The organism is Massilia suwonensis (assembly GCF_042655665.1).
Classification (GTDB): domain Bacteria; phylum Pseudomonadota; class Gammaproteobacteria; order Burkholderiales; family Burkholderiaceae_D; genus Telluria; species Telluria suwonensis.
On record NZ_JBHSMR010000008.1, the window covers coordinates 188009 to 209030 of the forward strand.

The following is a 21022-nucleotide window of genomic DNA, read 5'->3' on the forward strand; positions in this document are numbered from 1 at the left end:
TCGTTCCGAGACTACGCCGCGCATGGGGCGCCAGCCAATGAAATAACTGGCGAGAAGTATAACTTCGAGGAATGTTTATAAGCGGAAATCTATCACTTTCTAACGCGCGCGCTGGGCAGCGCGTGCTCTTTCCGCAACATCGACATCCAGATAACGCCAGGACGTGAATTCGACCGGATGACGCTTGTAGTTTTTTAACCACGAATGGCGGATGTCGGCCGATACCGCATGGGTCAGCGGCACCCAGGGATTGTAGGCGTGAATGAGCTGGTTCATTTCGCCATACAGCTGCTGGCGCGCCGGCCCGTCGCTCAATTGGCGCGCCTGTTCGTAGCGGCTGTTATAGGCCGGCAAATTGAAACGGGCGTAGTTGGCGCGTCCCGCATTCGGGCCATACAGCAGCTGGTAAAAATTGTCGCCGTCGGGGAAGTCGGCGATCCAGTTACTCTCGAACATGGTCACCTTGCCCAGGCGCGAGGCCTTGATGATCTCGGTCTTCTTGTCCGATTTGAAGACGACACGCAGCCCGATCGCGTTCAGGCATTTGCGCCACAGCTCGTCGCGCAGGCGGCCGCCGACCGTCGCTTCGCTGTGCATGGTCAGGGTCAGCGGCTTGCCGTCCGGCGCACGGCGGAAGCCCTCTTCATCGCGCTTGGCGTAGCCGTGGCGGTCGAGTAAGGCGTTGGCCAGCGCCGGGTCGTAGGGCACCGGGCTGCGATAGCTCGGGTCGTAGCCGAGCACGTTGGGCGGCAGCGGCGACTCGGCCTTGATCGCAAAGCCCTTTTTTAAAAGCGCAATGTCTTCGGCGCTGTTGTAGGCCAGCGAGATGGCGCGGCGCAGGGCGATCCGGTCCTTCGCATAGCCGCCCAGCACCGGATCGTTCATGTTCATCCACATGTAATAGGTCTGCAGCACGGGAAAGCGCGACAGGCGCATGCCGCGCGCCTGCAGTTCCGGTTTTAGTTCGCCGTCGCGGATCACCATCTCCGTCATCGATTCCGGCACCTGCTCCAGGTAATCGTATTCGTTGTTCAGGAAGCCGAGCATGCGGCCCTGGAATTCCTCGGCGATTTTCACTTCCACGCGGTCGACCCGCGGCAGGCGTTTGCCGTTCAATGCGGCGGCAATCTGGCGGTCTTCCGGGTCATTCCCGGGCGTGGCGCTGAACACGGCGGTCGAATAGGGATTGGCAAGCAGGACGATGCGGTCGCTTCTCTTCCAGTCGCCCAGCATGAAGGGTCCGGTGCCGACCGGGTGGTTGCCGGCCTGGCCCGGATAGGCCTCGATCACTTCGCGCGCCACGACGCCCGTTGCCGGCGTGGCCATATAAAACAGGAAATTGTTGTCGGCTTCCTTCAGGCGGATGCGCAGCGTGTATTTGTCGGGCGCCTGCAGGCCAGGGATGGACGTGTCATAACTAAAACGTTTTTTCAGGACTTCGTCGCCCTCGAGCTTGCCGTCGAACATGTACGACCAGGGCGATTTCAAGGACGGGTCGTACAGGCGCGTCAGGCTGTACACATAGTCTTGCGCCGTCATCTCGCGTTTGACGCCCTTGAATGCCGGGTCGGGCGTGAAATAAATGCCGGGGCGAATATGAAACGTATAGGTACGCTTGTCGGCGCTGACTTCCGGCATGCTTGTTGCCGTGTTGGGACGCAATTTGACGGGGCGCGCCAGGTAGTCGTAGCGCAGCAGCGGGTCGAACAGGTTTTCCAGCAGGGACAGGGTGGCGATGTCGGACGCGGCGGCCGGATCGAGGCCGGTTTCGCTGGTGGACAGGAACATGTGCAGCACTTTTTCGCCCTGGGCAGGGGTAGCTGGCGCTGCGCTGGCTGGCAGCGTGCAGGTGGCGGTGCCGGCGGCGAACAGCAGGGCGGATAGCGTGGCGCGAAGTGTCATGGTGCAAGTCCTGGTTGAGCGTGCGTATCATAGGCGCGGTATGCGCCCCAGGCAAACGAAACGCTGCGCTCATAACTTTTCTGCATGGCGCGGCTGCATTCTTTCATCTGTGCAGCTTGCTCTGCGCCTATACTCTCCGCTGCACAATCGTGCGCAGGATTGCCGTGACTTCGTCTGCGGCCTCGAACCAGCAGCTTTATGCGCTGCCCTGCCGCCTTATCGGACTGAACATGGCTTTAAATTACATCTGGACTGGTTTCTTCCTCGTCGGCTTCGTTGCCGCACTCGGGCAGTGGATCTTCCTGGGCGATACCGAAATCTTCAAGCGCATCATCGACGGCACTTTTAGTTCGGCCAAGATGGCGGTGATGGACATCGCCCTGCCGCTGGCCGGCGTGATGACCTTGTGGCTCGGGATCATGAACGTGGGCGAACGGGCAGGCGCCATCAACCTGTTCGCGCGCATCATCGCGCCCTTCTTCTCGCGGATTTTTCCCGGGGTGCCGCGCGATCACCCGGCCAATGGCCACATGGTGATGAATTTTTCGGCGAATATCCTCGGCCTGGACAATGCGGCGACGCCCTTCGGCCTGAAGGCCATGGAAAGCCTGCAGACCCTGAATCCGCACAAGGACGAGGCCAGCGACGCCCAGATCATGTTCCTGGTGATCCAGACTTCCGGCCTGACCGTGATCCCGCTGGCCATCATGGCCCAGCGCGCCATCCTGGGCGCGGCCAATCCCGCCGACATTTTCATTCCGACCCTGATCGCGACCTTCTGCTCGACGCTGACCGGCATCGTGGCCGTCAGCCTGCGCCAACGCATCAACCTGCTCCACCCGGTCGTGTTCGGCTGGATCGGCGGCCTGACGGCCGTCATCGGCGCCCTCGTGTTCTACATGACCAACTATCTCGCCAAGAACGAGATCGAACTGTTCTCGGTCGTGGTCGCCAACCTGATCCTGTTCTCGATCATCGCCGCGTTCATGGTGGCGGCCCTGCGCAAGCGGGTCAATGTCTTCGAAGCCTTTATCGAAGGCGCGAAAGGCGGCATCGAGACCTCGCTGAAGATCATTCCCTACCTGGTCGGCATGCTGGTCGCGATCAGCGTGGTACGCAACTCCGGCATCCTCGGGATGGTCGTCAATGCTTTCGAATGGGTGTTCCAGCACCTCGGCCTGCGCACCGATTTCGTCGGCGCCCTGCCGACGGCATTGATGAAACCCCTGTCCGGCAGCGGCTCGCGCGCCATGATGATCGACGCCATGAACACCTATGGCGTCGATTCCTTCGTCGGCCGCCTGGCCTCGATCCTGCAGGGCGCCGCCGATACCACTTTCTATATCGTCGCCCTGTATTTCGGCTCGGTCGGCATCCGCAAGACCCGGTATGCGATCGGCTACGGCCTGCTGGCCGACCTCGCCGGCGTGATCGCCGCCATTTTTGTGGCTTACCTCTTCTTCGGTTAAGGAAACGTATGCTCCGCCCGCTCGCTCTCGCCGTCGCCCTGTTCTCCTGCCTGCCCGCGCAGGCGCAGCTGCCGGAACCGGTGGCAAGCCTGCTGGCGCAGCACGGCATGACGCCGGCCTCGGTCAGCGCCCTCGTGCTGCGTGGCGACCAGGTCGTGCTGTCGCACCTGGCGGAACGTCCGATGCAGCCGGCCTCCACCATGAAACTGGTGACGACCCTGGTCAGCCTCGAGCACCTGGGCCCGGTGTTTCGCGGACGGACCGAGCTGCTGACGAACGGCGAGGTCGACAAGGACGTCTTAAAGGGCGACCTGGTGCTGCGCGGCGGGGCGGACGCCGACCTCTCCGACGAGGTACTCGAAGGCATGCTGCGCGCCCTGCACAATGCGGGCATCCGCCGCATCGCGGGCAACCTGGTGCTGGACCGCGGCGTGTTCCAGCCGGCGCGGCTCGACGTCGGCCTGCCGCCTTTCGACGAGTCGCCCGAGGCGTATTACAACGTCATTCCCGACGCGCTGCTGATCAACAAGAACATGCTGCAGATCGACATGCGCTCGACCGATAAGCGCATGCAGCTGGACATGCAGCCGGCCCTGTCCGGCGTGACGATCACCTCAGGCATGACCCTGATCGACGCCGATTGCGCGAAATGGGAAGACGGCTGGAAGCTGCCGCAGGTCGTGCACACGGACGACAATAAAATCAAGGTCGTGCTGCAGGGCACCTACCCGAAGAACTGCGCCAGGACCAACAGCATCAACGTGCTCGAGCGCGACGCCTATATCGACGGCCTGTTCCGCCTGAAGTGGAAACAGCTGGGCGGCAAGCTGGACGGCAAGACCCTGGCCGGCACGGCGCCGCTGGATGCCCGCCTGCTGGCCGAGCACCGCGCCCGCGCCCTGCCGGAAGTGGTGCGCGATACCAATAAACCCTCGGACAATGCGCTGGCGCGGACCCTGTTCCTGAGCCTGGGCGCGTTGGAAGCCGATCCGGTGCTGGGCAGCCGGCCGCTGCCTTTGGCGCCGGACCAGACGACGTACACCCGCGCCGACGCCACGGTGCGCAACTGGATGCGCGCGCACGGCATCGACGACAGCGGATTCGTGATCGAAAACGGGTCCGGCCTGTCGCGCATCGAGCGCATCAGCCCGGTGCAGATGGGCGGCCTGCTGCGCGCCGGCCTGCGCAGCAACTGGGCGCCGGAATTTTTGGCCAGCATGCCGATCGCGGCAACGGACGGCACCATGCGCCGGCGCCTGAACGGCAGCCCGGCCGCCGGCCGCGCCCGCTTGAAGACGGGAACGCTGCGCAATGTGGTGGCGGTGGCCGGCTATGTGCCGGATGCGAGCGGGGTGCAGAACGTGGTGGTGGCCATGGTCAACGACGACCTGGCCGGAGAAGGACGCGGACGCGCCGTGGTCGATGCCTTGGTGGATTGGGTAGCGAAGTCAGGCGTAGCAACGCCGACGCCTTGAGGTAGGGTGGGCACTCCGTGCCCACGCGGTACGAGCGCCTGTTTAGCCAACAGCTGTGATCCTTCGCTCGCGCGGCATGCAAGAAAACGACGCGGTCTTCGACGAGCGTTCACGATTAGCCATTCAGTGCAGGTGGGGAACGGAAACGTCTTATCCGCGTGGGCACGGAGTGCCCACCCTACGTGATGCCGTGTCGCGTACCCTCGTCAACGCCACGCACCAAAACCGGGCACAAGCGATCCAGCTTACTGCCTTTTCTCTTGCTCCGCACCCAATATTGCTGTGATGACACGCAAATACAACGCTCATGCAATGCGCGTTGTATGGACAATCTCCAATTGTTAATATGAATTTCACGTATGGAAACATATCCGTACGTTATGGTGCATTTCAGACCGGTTCGTATCGACAATCAAGAAAAGAGAGAACATGACGCGTCACCCTGCAAGCCATCCTTTCCGCCACACCCTGCTGGCCAGCGCCCTGCTCGCCGCCTTCACCACCGCCAGCGCCCAGGACACCACCACCGCCACCTCCACCGTTGCCGACGAAAACAATCCGGCCCGCGTCGTCGTGCTCGGTTCGCGTTCCAGCGCCAAGACCGCGCTCGATACGGCCGCGCCGGTGGGCCTGATCAACGTGAAGGACATGCAGACCGCCGGTCCGCTGGAACTCGGCAAGCTGCTGCAGACGCTCGACCCGTCGTTTAATTTCTCGACCACCTTCATCAGCGACGGCACCGACATCATCCGTCCCGCCACCCTGCGCGGCCTCGGTCCGGACCAGCTACTGGTGCTGGTCAACGGCAAGCGCCGCCACCAGCAGGCGCTCGTCAACGTGCAGCAGACCATCGGCCGCGGCTCGGCCGGTACCGACATCAACGCGATCCCGATGTCGGCGATCCATCATATCGAGGTGCTGCGCGACGGCGCCGCGGCCCAGTACGGGTCCGATGCGATCGCCGGCGTGATCAACATCGTCTTGAAATCGCAGGTCAAGGAAACGCAGGTCAGCAGCTCGATCGGCACCACGTCCGAGGGCGACGGCGACATGATCTCGGCCAGCGCGAATACCGGCTTTGCGATCGGCGACGGCGGCTACGTGAACCTGACGGCCGAAGGCCGCCGCCGCGGCGAGACCAACCGCGCAGGCCTCGACACGGCGCGCACCGATCCGCCGCGCGTGACCCAGCGCATCGGCGACAGCCTGGCCAAGGATGCCTTCCTGTGGGTGAATGCCGGCCTGCCGGTCGACAAGGACAGCGAGTTCTACGCCTTCGGCGGCGTCTCCAAGCGTACCGGCGACTCGGCCGGCTTTTTCCGCACCGCGGACGATGGCCGCAACGTGCCGGCCGTGTATCCGAACGGCTTCCTGCCGAACATTCTCACCACCGTCAAAGATGCTTCCTTCGCCGTCGGCTACAAGCGCAACCTGGCTAACGACTGGAAATTCGACGTCAGCGTGAACCACGGCCGCAGCCAGCTCGGCTTCCACGAGCGCGAATCGATCAACGTCAGCTACTGGTACGAACCGAAACCGGGTGGCGGCATCTATGCCGAGTCGCCGCTGGAAGCCGACACCGGCACCCTGAAATTCAACCAGACCACCTTCAATGCCGATCTGCGTGGCCCGATCGAGCTGGGCGGACGCAAGATTTCGCTGGCCACCGGTTTCGAATACCGACGCGACAACTACGAGATCGAAGCGGGCGATCCGGTTTCTTACCAGTATGGCCGCACCAACAACCCGGCCATCGTGATCCGAGACCAGAACGGCGGCATCGCCGCCTCGGGCGCCCAGGGCTTCCCTGGCTACACGCCGTCGACCGAAGTCGACGACGGCCGCCACAACATCGCTCTCTACGTCGATGCCGAGCACAATCTGACCGACAACTTGCTGATCGCCGGCGCCGTCCGCCACGAAAAATATTCGGACTTCGGCAGCACCACGACCGGCAAACTCTCGATGCGCTACGACCCGTCGCGCACGGTCGGCCTGCGCGGCAGCATCTCGACCGGTTTCCGCGCCCCCTCGGTGCAGCAAAAGTTCTATAGCTCGGTCTCGACCAACCTGAACGCGGCCGGCGTGCTGACCGAAACCCTGACTGCGCGCGAAGGCAGCGCCGTCACCCGCGCCTTCGGCATCGCTCCGCTGAAGGAAGAGACGTCGAAGAACGCCAGCGTCGGCATCGTGCTGCGTCCGCTGCAGAACTTCTCGGTCACGGCCGACCTGTACCGCATCGACATCGACGACCGCATCGTCTTCTCGAGCAATATCGCACCGGAAGCCGGCGCCGGCCCGATCCGCGCCATCCTCGACCCGCTGAAGGTCGGCCAGGCGCAGTTCTTCACCAACGCGATCGACACCCGCACCAGCGGCCTGGACATCGTTGCCGAGCACACCACGCGCTGGCCCGGTTCGACCCTGGTGCTGTCCGGCCAGCTCGGCTTCAACAAGACCGAAGTCAAGGCGCGCAATTCGCAGTCGCCGGTGCTGACCGGTACCCAGCTGTTCGACAACACGCAGGTGACGCTGATCGAACGCGGCCAGCCGCGCCAGCACCACGTGGTGGCCGCCGACTACACGACCGGTCCGTGGAACGTGAACACCCGTGCCAGCTACTTCGGCGAAGTCCAGGGCCAGGGTTTCACGCCGGGCTTCATCCAGACCTGGGATGCGAAATGGCTGGTCGACCTGAGCGTGCGCTATGCCTTCACCAAGCGCCTGAGCCTGTCGGTCGGTGCGAACAACCTGTTCGACACCTACCCGACGGAGTGGGACAAGGTGCGCGCCGCGCCATTCCCGCAGCTGGGCTTTACGCACTGCTGGGAAACCTGCCCGATCGGCATCAACGGGCGTCAAATGTACGCGCGGGTTGACTGGGCGTTCTAAGCAGTACACTCCGAGCTGTCTTTCCCCGGCAGCTTCGATCGAGCTGCCCCCGGCAGCTCGATCGCCTTCACCGGCGCGCAGAAATCAGGGTTTCGATGCCTGCGCGCCGGGCCGCGAGGGTTCCAGCCAGGGAGCCCCGGCCAGCTCCGGTTTCGCCTCCACCAGCGCCACCTGCGCGCCCGTCGTTTCGCGGATCGTGCGCACCAGGTCGATCATCGTCTTTTCCACGAATTTCTCGGGCGTGCCCATCACATAACCGGTGGCGCGCCGCGGCCAGGCCAGCCAGCCGCCCTCCTTCTTGGTGAAGCCGGCATACATGTCGAGGTGATAGCCGGTTTTATAGGGGTACAGGCAGGCGACGATGTGCACGTCCTGGCTGCCGCGCACGTCGGGGCGGGCCTTAGCGGTCCAGCTGGCGCCATCGCAGCTGGGGCCGCGGGCGGCGCCCGGCGTATCGGCCATCTTGAAACGCCCGGGCTGGTCGAGCCGGTCTTCCGTTTCGGGCAGGGGGGTCGCCAGCGTGGCGTTCTGGATGTTGCGGCTGATGCCTTCGCTGGCCGCGCGCGCCACGGCCGGCGGCGACGCCTCGGTCTTGATATCGAATACTCGGACATACTCGACCGTCCGGTCGCGCGCCGTGAACAGGTCGCCTGCCGCCGTGCCGCAACCCGCCAGCGCCGCGCCCACGACCGCGGCCATGATGATTCGTTTCATCGCCCACCTCTCTCGTCCGTTGAAAGAATGATTGCGCGAGAAGATGAAAGCGGACTCGTCAAGCCACGGCATCAATCTCTCGTCAATACGGGGAGATTGTCTCGGGCTCAAGCCTTATAAAGGCTGAGACAACTCAAGTGTGTGCGGGGAACGAAATGGAATGAGCGCGCTTACAGGACGCGGTGGAAGGTGGCACGTACGCGGTCGCGATCGCCGCAATCGAAATGCCACCATTCGGTATTGATGCCGACAAAGCCGGCACCGAACATGGCGCCGCGCAGCAACTGGCGATTGGCGACCTGCCCTTCGCTCAGCTGGCCGGTCTTGATGAAACCCTCTTCCAGGGCCGGGTGCGACAAATCGGTCATGTCATCAAAACCGGTGCCCATGTCGAGCTCGCGGCCTTGCGGGTCGAGGATGGTGACGTCGAGCGCCATGCCATAGGAGTGGATCGAGCCGCGCGCTGGATTGGCCAAATACATCTGCAGGCCGGTGCCCTCGAGTGCATCCCAGAGTTGCTGCTGCACCCGCTGCGGGCGCAGGGCGTCCAGCACCAGCAGGGTGTGGCCGGGCGCTTGCCGGGCGAGCCAGGCCACGGCGGCCTCGAGCGCGGCAGCCGCTTCGACGTGCAGCCAGGCGCAGTCGAAGGGCGAATACAAATCGCGGCCAACAAAATTGTTCGGGCCGGCGTAACGCAGGTCGACCGCGATGCCGGCGATCGAGGACAGATGACGGAACGCGTCGCTGCCGGCGATGTCTTCGCTGGCAAACGTCAGGATACTCATGCACAACCTTTATCGAGACAGGCGCGGGCCGTCGCGCCGATACAATTGGCCAGTTCACGCGCGCCGTGCGACAGCGGCGCGTGGTTCGCGGTCAGCAGATACAGCTGCACGGGAATCGCAGGCGCCCACTGGCGGCGCTGGACCTTGCCGGATGCCGCCGAGGCCGCCGTGAACGGATCGACCACCGCCGTGCCGGCGCCCGCTTCCACCAGCGAGCGGGCAATCTGGTAGGTCTGGACCACGGTGCGGAACACCGGTTGCACGCCCTGGGCTTCGCAGGCGGCGACGACGATTTCGCCCAGCGGATCGCTGTCGGCCAGGCCGATCAGTTCACCGGACAAATCCGCGGCGCCGATCGGCTGTGCGCACTCGGCCTCGCTCCAGGTGCCGGCCGGGGCCATCACCGTCAGGTTGCCGGAGGCGATGGGTTCGGCGACGATGCCGGGATGGCGCGGGTCCTGCAGAGATAGGGCGAGATCGGCTTCGCCCAAGCGCAGGGCGTTGACGATTTCGCTGGTGTGGTAGGTCGCCAGTTCGCACCGCGTCTGGGCGAAGTCGCGGCGCCAGGCCGTCATCGCCTGCGGCAGCACGCTGATCGCCAGGGTCGGCGTCGACACCAGGCGCACGGTCTCCACCGCGCGGCCTTTCAAACTCGCGGCGAGGCGGCGGATGCCTTGCAAATCGCGATTGAGCTTTTCGGTCTCGGCGAACAGGCGGTGCGCTTCCGGCTTCGGATACAGTTTCCCGCGCACGCGCTCGAACAGCGGCATGCCCAGCTGCAGCTCGGCATGCTGCAGCACCTTGGTGACCGCCGGCTGCGAGATGTGGAGAACCTGGGCGGCACCGCTGATGGTGCCGACCTGCATGATGGCGTGGAAAACTTCGATGTGGCGCAGGCGCATTTATGAATCCTTCAACGAGACGCCCGCGCACAGGACGGGCTGGCCGCAGGATACAGCGAAACGCATAGTACGGCGACCATCACGGCGCGTTGAAGGCCACCGGCGGCGTGTTCGGCGGCGTCGGCGGGGTGGTCGGGGTTCCGGGCGGCAGGGGCTGAACCGGTTGCACGGGTTGCACGGGTTGCACGGGCTGCACTGGGGGTACGGGCTGGACCGGCTGTAGCGGCTGTTCCGGTTGCACGGGGCGCATCTCCGGGATCGGCGGCGGCGGCACCGGCGGCAGCGGCGCATTCGCCGGCGTGGTCAGCACTTCCAGCATGGCGGCCGTTTCCGCATCCGGTTCGCCGGCAATGTTCGCCGGGCGGTATTTCATCTGGAAGGCGGCAATCGTCGTTTTGGTCGGCTGGTCGAATATGCCGCTCTGGGTCACGCCATAGCCGTGAGCCGCCAGTTTCTTCTGGAACCAAGCGGCATCCGGCACCTGCAGGTCGAATACCTGGCGCACGGCGGCAACGCGGTTGGCGTCCGGCCACACGACCAGGCCGGCCTGCGCCAGCTGGTACCAGGGGAACATCGGACCCGGGTCCTGCTTGCGCAGCGGGGCGATGTCGCTGTGGCCGAGGACGTTTTCCGGCAGGATGCCGTGGCGCGCGACGATGTCTTTGACCAATGGAATCAGCGCATCGATCTGAGTCTGCGGGAAGGGCGCGTAGACGCGGCCTTGCGGCGTGTCCTTCCAGCCGGCGTTGACGATTTCGATGCCGATCGAGCTGTTGTTCAGCTGCGTGTAGCCCTTCCAGCTGGAGATGCCGGCGTGGTAGGCGGAACGGGTTTCGTCGACCAGGCCATAGACAGTCGGGCTGGCATCGTCGGTGAGCAGATAGTGGGCGCTTACTTGCTGCTCGGTCAGGATCTTGATCGAGGCCGGCTTGTCGGCCACCGTGTAGTGCAGTACCAGGAAGCGCACCCGGCTGGCCTGGCCCTTGGCCGTATAGGTCTTGTCGATGCCGCCCTGGGTGGCGCAACCGGCCAGCAAGGCGATCAGGAGGGTAGCTGCAAGCGATTTCATGGTTGTCCGTTCGATGTTGAGGATGCTGAATGGGCGTCGGCCACGGCCAGGCGCGCGGCGGCGTGGTGGGCGCGCATGGCGGTCTGGGTCAGGATGGTATCCGGCGGCAGGCTGGCGCGCATGCTGGCCGCGATGGACGGGTGCAGCTCGGCGGCACGGCCGGCCAGCGCCACCGGACGCGGTCCGAAGCGGCGCAGTAGTGCGTTCGCCAGGCGGCCGAGTTCGCGGCCGGCTTCGATCAGGATGGCGTCGGCGGCCGGATCTTGCCCGGCACTGGCGGCGACGGCCAGCGCCAGCTTGCCGACTTCGCCGCGTTCCTGGCCGTAGATGAACTGGCGCGAGTATGCCCAGTCCGATCCGCCGACGTGCTCGAAGACGGCGCGCGCCATACGTGAACTTTCCCAGCTGCCCGGGGCTTCGTCTTCGATGCGCCAGATATAGCGCAGGGCTTCGCGTGCGATCCAGAAACCGCCGCCGCCATCGTCGAGTACGACGCCGCGGCCCCCGGCACGGTGGAATGTTCCGTCGCCATCGATGAAGGCGCCGATCGAGCCGGTGCCGGCGTACACCAGGTAGCCTTCGCCGGGATTGAAACTGGCGCGGTAGGCGATGTCGATGTCATTGCACATGGCAATCGCGCCGGGGTCCACGTTCAGCAGTTCCGCCAGCCAGGCCGTCAGTTGCGCGCCGTCGCCGCCGAACCCGGTGAGACCAGCGCGTACGCTCGCCGGTTGCGCGTGCGCGAGCACGGCGCGCGCCAGCTCCGTAAAGGTGGCGCGCACGCTGGCGCGGCCGTCGGGTTTGCTCATTTGCAGGGCGGACAGACCGGCGACCGTGCCTTCGGCCAGGATCGCACCGTCGGGCGCCGCCAGCGCCCAGCGGGTCTGGGTGCCGCCGGCGTCGATGCCGAGGCCGATGCCTGGATGAGCGTGGGAATTCAACATGACGCGAGTTTAGGTCCTAGGAGCAAATGATGCGAATGAATGCTCACCGGCAATGTATGAATGGAAGTTATGAATAAGGGCGTCAATACATGAATAGGGGAACTGAATCAATCGGCAAATCAGCCGTGCTTTGAACGCGTGGGCGGCGCATTAGCCGCGTGCACGCGTCGTTCACGGTGGAGCCGACCACCTTACGGTTTTCCCCACACCTGGATACGGTCGCCTTCGATGCCGAGGCGATCGACGGCGCCGACGAACACGGCATCCGGCGCGCCGAGCTGGGCATCGTCCATCACCTTCCAATCCACCTTCGAGGCGGGCACGACATTGAAACGCCATTCGTCGCCGTGGCGCGCCCAGACGGTGTACAGCGCGTTCGCCTTTCCGGCCGTCAGTTTCAAATCGACGCCCTTGGCGCCGCGCACGGCTTTCACGCGCGGCAGGCCGGGTTTCACGTTGCCGAGCCAGGGCGTGGCCGGGACCAGGGCCGGCGTGGCATAGGAACCGCTGCTCAGCTGGTCGGTAATGCCCTTGCGGTTCTGCATCAGCGCAATCATGCTGAAGTGTACGTGACCGCCGGCCTGCGGGCGCGCACGGGTCGATTCGATCTGGTCGACGATTTCCTGCGGCGGATAATCCTTGGTCGGCGCGCCGATGCGGCTCGTGAACAGGCCCGGCCACAGGTGGCGGCCCTGCGTGTTCTGGCCGATCCAGTAATCGAGCAGCACGTCATAGGCTTGCGCCGACTGGCTGCGCGCCCAGTACAGCTGCGGCGTGAAATAGTCGAGCCAGCCCTTCTGCAGCCACAGCTCGGCATCGGCGTACAGCTTGTCGTACTGCGAAAAGCCGGCAATGCCCGGCGGACGGCGATCCGGACGGCCCAGGCCGAAGGGACTGATGCCGAAGCGCACCCAGCTCTTTTCGCGGTGGATGCCTTCGTACATATCCTTGATCAGCTCGTTCACATTCTGGCGGCGCCAGGAAGCACGGTCGAGCTTGCCGCCACGGGCGAGGTAGCGTTCCCAGGCCGGGGTATCAGGAAAATCGAGCTCGGCTTTCACGCCCGGCTTGCCGTCCAGCGCGGCCTCGTTGCCGGCCACAGTGGTCGTCGCTTCGATCGGGTAGGGATAAAAATAATCGTCGATGTGGACGCCGTCGATGTCGTAGCGGCGCACGACGTCGAGCACCACGTCCAGGGTCTGCTTCGAGGCCGCATCCTCGCCCGGGTCCATCCACATGAACTTGCCGTAGCGTTTGACGGCGGATGGATTGGTGCGGGTGATGTGGTTGCTTGCTGCCGGCGAGCGGGCGCCGTCGTGACGGGCACGGTAGGGATTGAACCAGGCGTGCAGCTCGAGGCCGCGCGCATGGGCCTCGGTGACCCAGAATTTCAAGGGGTCGTACCAGGGCTGCGGCGCCTGGCCCTGGGCGCCGGTCAGGTATTCCGACCAGGGCTCGATCGAAGACGCGTAGATCGCATCGGCCGAGGGCCGCACCTGCAGCACGATCGCATTCAGGCCCATGGCCTTGGCGCGGTCGAGGATGGCGATCGCCTCGGCCTGCTGCTGCGGCGCTTTCAGATTCTGGCGGCTCGGCCAGTCGATATTTGCCACCGTCGAGACCCAGGCGGCGCGGAATTCGCGCGGCGCGGCGGGCGGCAGCTTGCCGCTGGCGTGGATGGTGCCCTTCGGGCCCGTTGCGCCCTTCTGCTGCGGCGTGGTGCAACTTGCCAGGAAACCGCTCAGGGACAGTATCCCCGCCACACCCGCCAGCGCCAACGCGCGTTTTTTCAAATCAACCACTACCGCTCCTAATTTTTATACTTTGACAAACCATCGTTTGCGCCACATGCCCCAGGCCAGCAGGAACATGGCGGCATTGAACAGCAGCGCGTACAGCACCGAGGTGTTCACGGCACCGATCGGCAGGTCTCGGACCGGCGCGTACAGCGTGCGCCCCAGCGACACCGTGCCGCCATCCGGCTGCGCCAGTTTTATATAGCCGAACATCTTGGCCACCAGGCCGGAAAAGGCGAAGATGAACAGCGCATTCATGCCGTAGATCTGGAACGGCCGCGTCCAGCGCGCCGCCGCTGCACGCACGGCGCCATAGGGATTCACGTCGAGCAGCCAGAAGAAGGCGCTGAATATTAGCAAAGCCCAGCCCGTCATCAGGAAACAATAGGAAGGCGTCCACAGGCTTTTGTTGATCGGCATGAGGATGGCGTCCAGAATCACGCCCAGCCACAGGAACAGCAGACCGGCCAGCAGCAGCCAGACGGTCTGCTCGATGCGAGTGAGTCCACTCAACAGGAAACGTCCGGCCAGCACGCCGAACAGCTGGCTGCACAGGGCGGGCAGCGTGCTGAACAAGCCTTCCGGATCCCAGGTCTTGGATTGCACCCACATGTGGCCGTCCAGCAACATGCGGTCGATGTAGGCCCCAAAATCCTTGCCCGGTTCCAGCACGCCGGCGCCGATGCCAGGGACCGGATAAAAGAGCATGAAGGCGGAGTAGACCGTCAGCAGGGCCGCGATGATTGCGAGTTGCAGGCGCCAGCCGCAGTACACGACGATCGGTGCTGCCAGCAGGGTGCACAGGGCGATGCGCTGCAGGACGCCCGGGATGCGCACCTTGTCGAAATTAAAATAGGGGATCAGGTTCAGCAGGAAGCCGATCAGGAAGATCAGGGCTGCCCGTTTCGCCAGTTTTGCCAGCAGACGCGGTTTGTCGGCACCCTCGGCCGCCAGGCGGCCCAGGGACAGCGCCATCGAGACGCCGCCGATGAAGAGGAAGAAGGGGAAGATGGTGTCCGTAAAAGTCCAGCCGTGCCATTTGGCGTGGGCCAGCTGGGAGTACAGATTGTTCCAGTCGCCGGGGTTGTTCACCAGGACCATGGCGGCGATCGTAAAGCCGCGGAAGGCGTCGAGTGAAGAGAGGCGGCTGGCAGGTGTCGTCATCGTTTTATGGTGCGGTTTTCATACGTGCGTTGAACGCGTGGGCGGCAAAGCCGCCCACCTTACATCCCGTGCATAGGCCGTAAGGTGGGCGGCTTGCCGCCCACGCGTTTACACGCTCGCACTGTTATTTCTTCCCAAACTCCGGATCGATCCTGACCAGCGCCGCCATCACAAACGCCGGAATCGTCGCGATGCACACCCAGACGAAGAAGTGTTTGTAGCCCAGGTATTCCTGCAAAGCGCCGCTCCACATGCCCGGCACCATCATGCCCAGCGCCATCAGGCCGGTGCAGATCGCGTAATGCGCCGTTTTATGCGGGCCTTCCGCGACCATGATCATGTACAGCATCATGGCCGTGAAGCCGAAGCCGTAGCCGAACTGTTCGAGCGCGAGGAAGGCGGAAATCAGGTAGAAATTGGCCGGCTGCGCGTGCGACAGGTAGACGAACACCAGGTCCGGCAAGTGCACGGCAAACACCATCAGCCACAGGCAGCGCTTCAGGCCCAATTTGGAGATCAGATAGCCGCCGGCCAGGCCGCCGATGGTCAGCGCGATGATGCCGATAGTGCCGTAGGCGATGCCGTACTGGGCCGTGCTGAGACCGAGCCCACCTTTTTCCAATGGATCCTTGAGGAAGGGTGCTACCAGTTTCAGCAACTGCGCTTCGCCGAGGCGGAAGGTCAGAATGAAGCCGAGGATCAGCCAGATGTCGCGCTTGCGGAAGAAGGAACCGAAGGTGCCGAAGAATTCGCGCAGCGGGTTGCTGCCGGCGGCCACGGCGTGGTCTTCCTGTGGTTTCGGCAGCACCAGCTGGTGCCAGGCGAAAGCGGCGGCGAACAGGCCGGCCAGCACGAAGAAGACGATCGACCAGGCCTGGTGCGCGTCACCCAGCGAAACGGCCAGGTAACCTGCCAGCACGACCAATGGTCCCTGCCCCGCCAGCGTCGCCAAGCGATAAAAGGTGCTGCGCACGCCGACGAACGCAGCCTGGTCCTTCTGGCGCAGGCCCAGCATATAAAAACCGTCGGCCGAGATGTCGTGGGTGGCGGAACCGAAAGCCATCAGCCACATCACGGCCAGGCTGACCGTAAAATACGCAGGCAGGTGCAGCACCGTGCCGACCGCCGCCAGCGAGGCGGCGACGACCAGCTGCAACAGCACGGTCCAGCGGCGCTTGGTGCCGAACATATCCACTACGGGCGACCACAGCGGCTTGATCACCCAAGGCAAATACAGCAGGCTGGTATAGAAGGCGATGTCGGAATTCGACACGCCCAGGTCCTTGTACATGATGACCGACAACTGCATCGCGACCACGTACGGAATGGCCTGGGCGAAGTAGAGCGAGGGCACCCACAGCCACGGACTTTTTGCTTGAGAAGTGTGCATACGGCTTTCGTGATCGGGCAAGGGCCGGCCAGCCACGCCGACCGGGGAATGAACCTACCGCGTCACTGCGCTAAAGCCTGGCGCACGCTTCCGCGTGCCGTCTCCAGCAAGGCCCGTGCTTGCTCGACATCGATTTGTTTGGACAAGGCCACGATCGCGGTCTTGACGTGGAATTCGCACTGCTCCAGCACCGCGCGCGCCGCTTCCTCGTCGGCGCCGGTGGCAAACGAGGTCAGGCGGATGGCGCGCCGTACCAGCTTGGCGTTGGTCGCCTTCAAGTCTACCATCAGGTTGCCATAAACCTTGTTCAAACGCACCATCAAGGCGCTCGAAAAAGTGTTCAAGGCAATTTTTTGCGAGGTGCCCGCTTTCAGACGGGTGCTGCCGGAAATGATTTCCGCGCCCGTATCCAGGGTGACGCCGATTTCCGCTTCGTCCGCGACCGGGGCGTCGGTATTGTTGGCAAAGCCGATCGTCAATGCGCCGATGGCACGCGCGGCGCGCAGGGCGCCCAGCACATAAGGCGTGGCGCCCGAGGCGGCAATCAGGAGGACGACGTCGTCCTTGCACACGTCCACGGCGCGCAGGTCGGCCGCGCCCTGGCCGATATCGTCCTCAGCCCCTTCGACGGCGACGAACATCGCATCGCTGCCGCCCGCCAGCAGGGCGACGGCGCGGCCATGCGGCCAGGAGAAAGTCGGATACAGTTCTACGCTGTCGAGCAGGCCGAGGCGGCCCGAGGTGCCGGCGCCGACGTAGATCAGGCGTCCGCCCGCTTCCATGCGCGGCAGGGCGGCCGCCACCGCGGCGGCGATGCGCGGGCCGGCGGCGCGCACGGCGTTCACCGCATTGAGCTGGTCGTCCACCAGCGCGTTGACCAGTTCCGCGGTCGGGTACTGGTCGAGCAGGGCGTGGTCCTGGGCCGGGGTTTCGGTTTTCAGCATGGCGGCGGCGTATGACAGATTTTCGATGAAACCAGTGTAATACCAATTAAGCAAGGCCGGCCATGAAAGTCAGGACCGGGCTCATGCCCTAAAGTTATGCGGGCGCGCGCCTCAGCTCGGCCACGAAATCGTAATAATCGCTGCGGCAATACGAATGCGTCAGTTCCACGGCGACGCCCGATTCCAGGTAGCCGACGCGGGTGATGAACAATACCGCCTGCCCTTCCGGCACGCCCAGCTTGCTTGCCAGTTCGCTTGGTGCGTTCATGGCGCGGATGTGCTGCAGGGCGCGCACCGGCATCTGGCCGCTGCGCTCGAGGTGGGCGTACAAGGAAAACTCCACCGCCTGCGGATCGGGCAGGACTGTTGCCGGGATCACGCTCGTTTCATAGGCCATGACGACCTCGTCGGCCAGGCGCAGTCTCTCCAGGCGCGCCACCCGGGCGCCGGGCGACAGGCCCAGCGCCAGCTGCTCGTCGGCGTCGGCGGCGACCGTGTCGCGGCGCAGCCAGTGCGAATTCGGCGTATAGCCGCGCTGCTGCAACTGCTCGGAAAAGCTCGACAGGTTCGACAGCGGCTGCTCGATGCGCGGCGCAATGTAGTTGCCGGAACCGCGCCGGCGCACCACCAGGCCCTGCTCGACCAATTGATCGATGGCCTTGCGGGCCGTGACGCGCGACACGTCGAGCTGCTCGGACAGCGTGCGCTCCGAGGGCAGCGCCTGGTCCGCCTGGTAGCGCCCTTCGCGCACGTCCTGGGTCAGCTTGCGCGCCAGCTGCATGTAGAGCGGCGAGTTGTCGTTGAGATCGATTTTGAAATCGATAAGGGCTTGGTTCATGGTTATGATTGTAAGCTGATCGGAGAAGACAGAAGGAAATGGCATGAATGGACACAGGCGCACCGTACTCGGACTGGCCCTGCTCGGCGCTATCGAGCCGCTGCTGGCGGCCGTACCCATGAGCGGCGCTCCGCAACGGGGCACTGAGGCGCTCGAGCGCGAGCTGGCCGCCATCGTCGCCGACCCCGCCTGCGAACTGGCCAGCCTCTCGGTGCTGGCGATCCGCGACGGACAAATCGCCTATGAAGGCCAGTTCGGCCGGCGCCGGATCGGCAACGGGATCACACCCGACCTGCCCGCGAACCGGGACACCCTGTACCGGATCGCCTCGATCTCGAAGCTGATGACGACCCTCGGCCTGATGCGCCTGGTCGAAGACAAGGGGATCAATCTGGACGCCGACGTGTCCCATTATCTCGGCTTCAGCCTGCGCAACCCGCATTTCCCGGAACGGGCGATCACGCTGCGCCACCTGCTGACCCACACCTCCTCGCTGCGCGACGAGGCCGGCTATTCCTTCCCGGCCGGCACCGCGCTGCGGGATTTCGTCACCCCCGGCGCCGCGCTGTACGGCCAGGGCGCGATGTGGGCGAGCAAGGCCGGTCCCGGCGAATATTTTACGTATTGCAACCTTGGCTGGGGCCTGATCGGCACCCTGATGGAACGGGTGACGGGCGAGCGCTTCGACGGCCTGATGCAGAGATTGCTGCTGCAGCCGCTCGGCCTGACGGCCGGCTATAACCCCGCCGCCCTGCCGCCGACCGCATTGGCTAACCTGGCCACCCTGTACCGCAAGCGCACGACCGACACCGAAATCTGGGACCCGAACGGCCCCTGGATCGCCCAGACCGACGATTACGTAATCCGTCCGCCCGCGCCGCCGCCCGGCATCGAGCGCTATGTCATCGGAGAGAATGCGACGCCCTTCAGCCCGACCGGCGGCCTGCGCATCGCGGCGCGCGACATGGGCGTCGTCATGCGCATGCTGATGGACGGCGGCGTGCACGAGGCAACGCGCATCCTGCAGCCGGCCACCCTGAAAAACATGTTCGCGCGCCAGTGGACGGCGGACGGCACCGGAAAGAACGGCGACACCCTGAACGGCTTTTTCAATTGCTGGGGCCTCGGCAACGCCCAGTTCCCCGACCAGCCGGCCCGCAGGCTGGTCGAAGGCTTTGACGCCGTCGGCCACCTGGGCGACGCCTATGGACTGCGCTCGGTCTTCGCCTTCGATGCCGCCCGGAGAAACGGCGTGATCGTCCTCGTCGGCGGCACTTCAAGCGATCCCGGCCTGCAAAAAGGGACGTATTCGGCGCTGGCCCGTTTCGAGGAACGGATATTGACAAGCCTCTACCGCCACGCCATCGCGGGCTAGCATCACCGGCGGTTATGGCGTGACCTTCCACTTTCATTGGCCCTGAAAGCGTCGTGCCCCTAAGCTCTTCCCTTATGTCAGTGAATAATGGTGTAGCGGGATGGGGCAATGGGGACAACAAGTAATCGTCATCGGCGGCGGCGTCGTCGGCCTGACCTCGGCCTGGTGGCTGCTCGAGGCCGGCTTTGGCGTGACCGTCGTCGAACGTGCACCCGAGGTGGCCATGGGCGCGAGCGGCGCCAATGGCGGCCAGCTGAGCTACCGCTACGTCTCCCCGCTGGCCGATGCCGGGGTACCTTTAAAGGCCATCGAATGGCTGTTCCAGGAACACGGCCCGCTGCGCTTCAAGCCCGAATTCGACCTGCGGCAGTGGACCTGGCTGGCCAGCTTCCTCGGCCAGTGCACGGCGAGCGCCAACCGCCGCACCACCGCAAAACTGCTGGAACTGGGAGAGTGGTCGCGCGCCGGCATGAAGCAGCTCGAACACATCGTCTCCCCCAACGATTTCGCCTGGCGCGACGCCGGCAAGCTGGTGGTGTACCGTTCGTCGAAAATCTTCGAGCAGGCGGCGGGTAAAGCCACCGCCGGCGAGATCTGGAGCGGCGCCGAATGCGCCCAGCGCGAACCCTCGCTGGCCGCGGCGCGCTCGCTGCTGGCCGGCGGCATCTATAACGGCGGCGAAGCCGTGGCCGACTGCTACGCCTTTTGCGTGAAGCTGGCCGAACGCCTGCGCGCGCATCCGCGTTTCAAGGGATTCGTGCAGGCCGAGGTGGAGCGCATCGCCTCCAACGGCGGCCGCGTCGTCGGCCTGGACACGAACGTCGGCGCCATCGGCGGCGACGCCTTCGTGCTGGCCGCCGGCATCCAGAGCCGCAACCTGGCCGCGCAAGCCGGCATCAAGCTGCCGCTGTATCCATTGAAAGGCTACAGCCTGACGGCGCCGATCCGCCCGGGCGACACCGCGCCCGAGATCAGCGTCACCGACTTCGAACGCAAGGTCTTATATGCGCGCATCGGCGAGCAGCTGCGCGTAGCGGCCATGGTCGACATGGTCGGGGAGGACGTCAGCCTGAATCCCAAACGCATCGGCAGTCTGACCCGGCAGGTGCGCGAAACCATGCCCCATGCGGCCGACTACGAACGCATCTCGGCCTGGGCCGGCCTGCGCCCGGCGACCCCGAACAGCGCCCCGATCATCGGCGCCACGCCCTTGTCGAACCTGTGGCTGAACGTCGGCCACGGCCCGCTCGGGTTTACGTTTGCCGCCGGCACGGCGCGTATCCTGGCCGACCTGATGGCGGGGAAGCAGGCGCCGTTTGCGCTGGACATGCTGGCGCTGGCGCGCTGACGAGATTATCCGCGG

At 64.7% G+C, this 21022-nt stretch carries 15 protein-coding genes and 1 pseudogene; 5 read left to right on the forward strand and 11 right to left on the reverse strand.

Going from position 1 to position 21022, the window contains the following annotated elements; translation table 11 throughout:
* Nucleotides 1–99 precede the first annotated feature (99 nt).
* Nucleotides 100–1902 (reverse strand): ABC transporter substrate-binding protein, encoded by a 1803-nt coding sequence (locus ACFPQ5_RS04320; RefSeq protein ID WP_379752038.1) that lies wholly within the window; start codon nucleotides 1900–1902, stop codon nucleotides 100–102.
* Between the two features lie 230 nt (nucleotides 1903–2132).
* Between ACFPQ5_RS04320 and ACFPQ5_RS04325 the strand changes: the two genes are divergently transcribed.
* The 3 genes from ACFPQ5_RS04325 to ACFPQ5_RS04335 all read left to right on the forward strand — a co-directional run bounded on the left by ACFPQ5_RS04325 (nucleotide 2133) and on the right by ACFPQ5_RS04335 (nucleotide 7738).
* Entirely contained in the window at nucleotides 2133–3371 is a 1239-nt protein-coding gene (locus ACFPQ5_RS04325) for a nucleoside recognition domain-containing protein (protein WP_379752039.1), read from the forward strand.
* A gap of 8 nt (nucleotides 3372–3379) precedes the next feature.
* On the forward strand, nucleotides 3380–4846 hold the full coding sequence (dacB, locus tag ACFPQ5_RS04330) for a D-alanyl-D-alanine carboxypeptidase/D-alanyl-D-alanine endopeptidase (RefSeq protein WP_379752040.1): 1467 nt from the start codon (nucleotides 3380–3382) through the stop codon (nucleotides 4844–4846).
* A gap of 429 nt (nucleotides 4847–5275) precedes the next feature.
* Nucleotides 5276–7738, forward strand: coding sequence for a TonB-dependent receptor plug domain-containing protein (locus ACFPQ5_RS04335; protein WP_379752041.1), 2463 nt, complete (start codon nucleotides 5276–5278; stop codon nucleotides 7736–7738).
* A gap of 84 nt (nucleotides 7739–7822) precedes the next feature.
* Here ACFPQ5_RS04335 and ACFPQ5_RS04340 read toward each other — a convergent pair whose 3' ends face one another.
* From ACFPQ5_RS04340 to ACFPQ5_RS04385, 10 genes and pseudogenes are all read right to left on the reverse strand, one after another.
* Entirely contained in the window at nucleotides 7823–8452 is a 630-nt protein-coding gene (locus ACFPQ5_RS04340; protein ID WP_379752042.1) for a hypothetical protein, read from the reverse strand.
* A 170-nt stretch (nucleotides 8453–8622) separates the two neighbouring features.
* Nucleotides 8623–9237 carry a M15 family metallopeptidase gene (locus tag ACFPQ5_RS04345; protein WP_379752043.1) on the reverse strand — a complete coding sequence of 205 codons (615 nt, stop codon included), beginning with the start codon at nucleotides 9235–9237 and terminating at the stop codon, nucleotides 8623–8625.
* Nucleotides 9234–10139: a LysR family transcriptional regulator gene (locus ACFPQ5_RS04350; protein WP_379752044.1), complete on the reverse strand. Its 906-nt coding sequence runs from the start codon at nucleotides 10137–10139 to the stop codon at nucleotides 9234–9236. The genes ACFPQ5_RS04345 and ACFPQ5_RS04350 overlap by 4 nt, the downstream gene beginning before the upstream one ends.
* A gap of 304 nt (nucleotides 10140–10443) precedes the next feature.
* Nucleotides 10444–11208, reverse strand: a pseudogene (locus ACFPQ5_RS04355) (N-acetylmuramoyl-L-alanine amidase); the annotation flags it as partial.
* On the reverse strand, nucleotides 11205–12152 hold the full coding sequence (locus ACFPQ5_RS04360; RefSeq protein WP_379752045.1) for an N-acetylglucosamine kinase: 948 nt from the start codon (nucleotides 12150–12152) through the stop codon (nucleotides 11205–11207). The gene ACFPQ5_RS04360 and the pseudogene ACFPQ5_RS04355, both read right to left, overlap by 4 nt.
* 191 nt (nucleotides 12153–12343) lie before the next feature.
* Nucleotides 12344–13954 carry a glycoside hydrolase family 10-like protein gene (locus ACFPQ5_RS04365; protein ID WP_379752046.1) on the reverse strand — a complete coding sequence of 537 codons (1611 nt, stop codon included), beginning with the start codon at nucleotides 13952–13954 and terminating at the stop codon, nucleotides 12344–12346.
* A 15-nt stretch (nucleotides 13955–13969) separates the two neighbouring features.
* Nucleotides 13970–15112 (reverse strand): acyltransferase family protein, encoded by a 1143-nt coding sequence (locus tag ACFPQ5_RS04370; RefSeq protein WP_379752047.1) that lies wholly within the window; start codon nucleotides 15110–15112, stop codon nucleotides 13970–13972.
* A 124-nt stretch (nucleotides 15113–15236) separates the two neighbouring features.
* Complete coding sequence (locus tag ACFPQ5_RS04375; protein ID WP_379752049.1) at nucleotides 15237–16502, reverse strand: MFS transporter; 1266 nt, start codon at nucleotides 16500–16502, stop codon at nucleotides 15237–15239.
* Nucleotides 16503–16564: 62 nt separating this feature from the next.
* Nucleotides 16565–17446: an N-acetylmuramic acid 6-phosphate etherase gene (locus ACFPQ5_RS04380; RefSeq protein ID WP_379752050.1), complete on the reverse strand. Its 882-nt coding sequence runs from the start codon at nucleotides 17444–17446 to the stop codon at nucleotides 16565–16567.
* 94 nt (nucleotides 17447–17540) lie between these two features.
* Nucleotides 17541–18284: a GntR family transcriptional regulator gene (locus ACFPQ5_RS04385; RefSeq protein WP_379752052.1), complete on the reverse strand. Its 744-nt coding sequence runs from the start codon at nucleotides 18282–18284 to the stop codon at nucleotides 17541–17543.
* A 43-nt stretch (nucleotides 18285–18327) separates the two neighbouring features.
* Here ACFPQ5_RS04385 and ACFPQ5_RS04390 point away from each other — a divergent pair, with 43 nt between their 5' ends.
* Entirely contained in the window at nucleotides 18328–19659 is a 1332-nt protein-coding gene (locus tag ACFPQ5_RS04390) for a serine hydrolase domain-containing protein (protein WP_379752053.1), read from the forward strand.
* 100 nt (nucleotides 19660–19759) lie between these two features.
* The gene (locus tag ACFPQ5_RS04395; RefSeq protein ID WP_379752055.1) at nucleotides 19760–21007 is read left to right on the forward strand and encodes a D-amino acid dehydrogenase; all 1248 of its coding nucleotides are present in this window, start codon (nucleotides 19760–19762) and stop codon (nucleotides 21005–21007) included.
* Nucleotides 21008–21022: the final 15 nt, after the last annotated feature.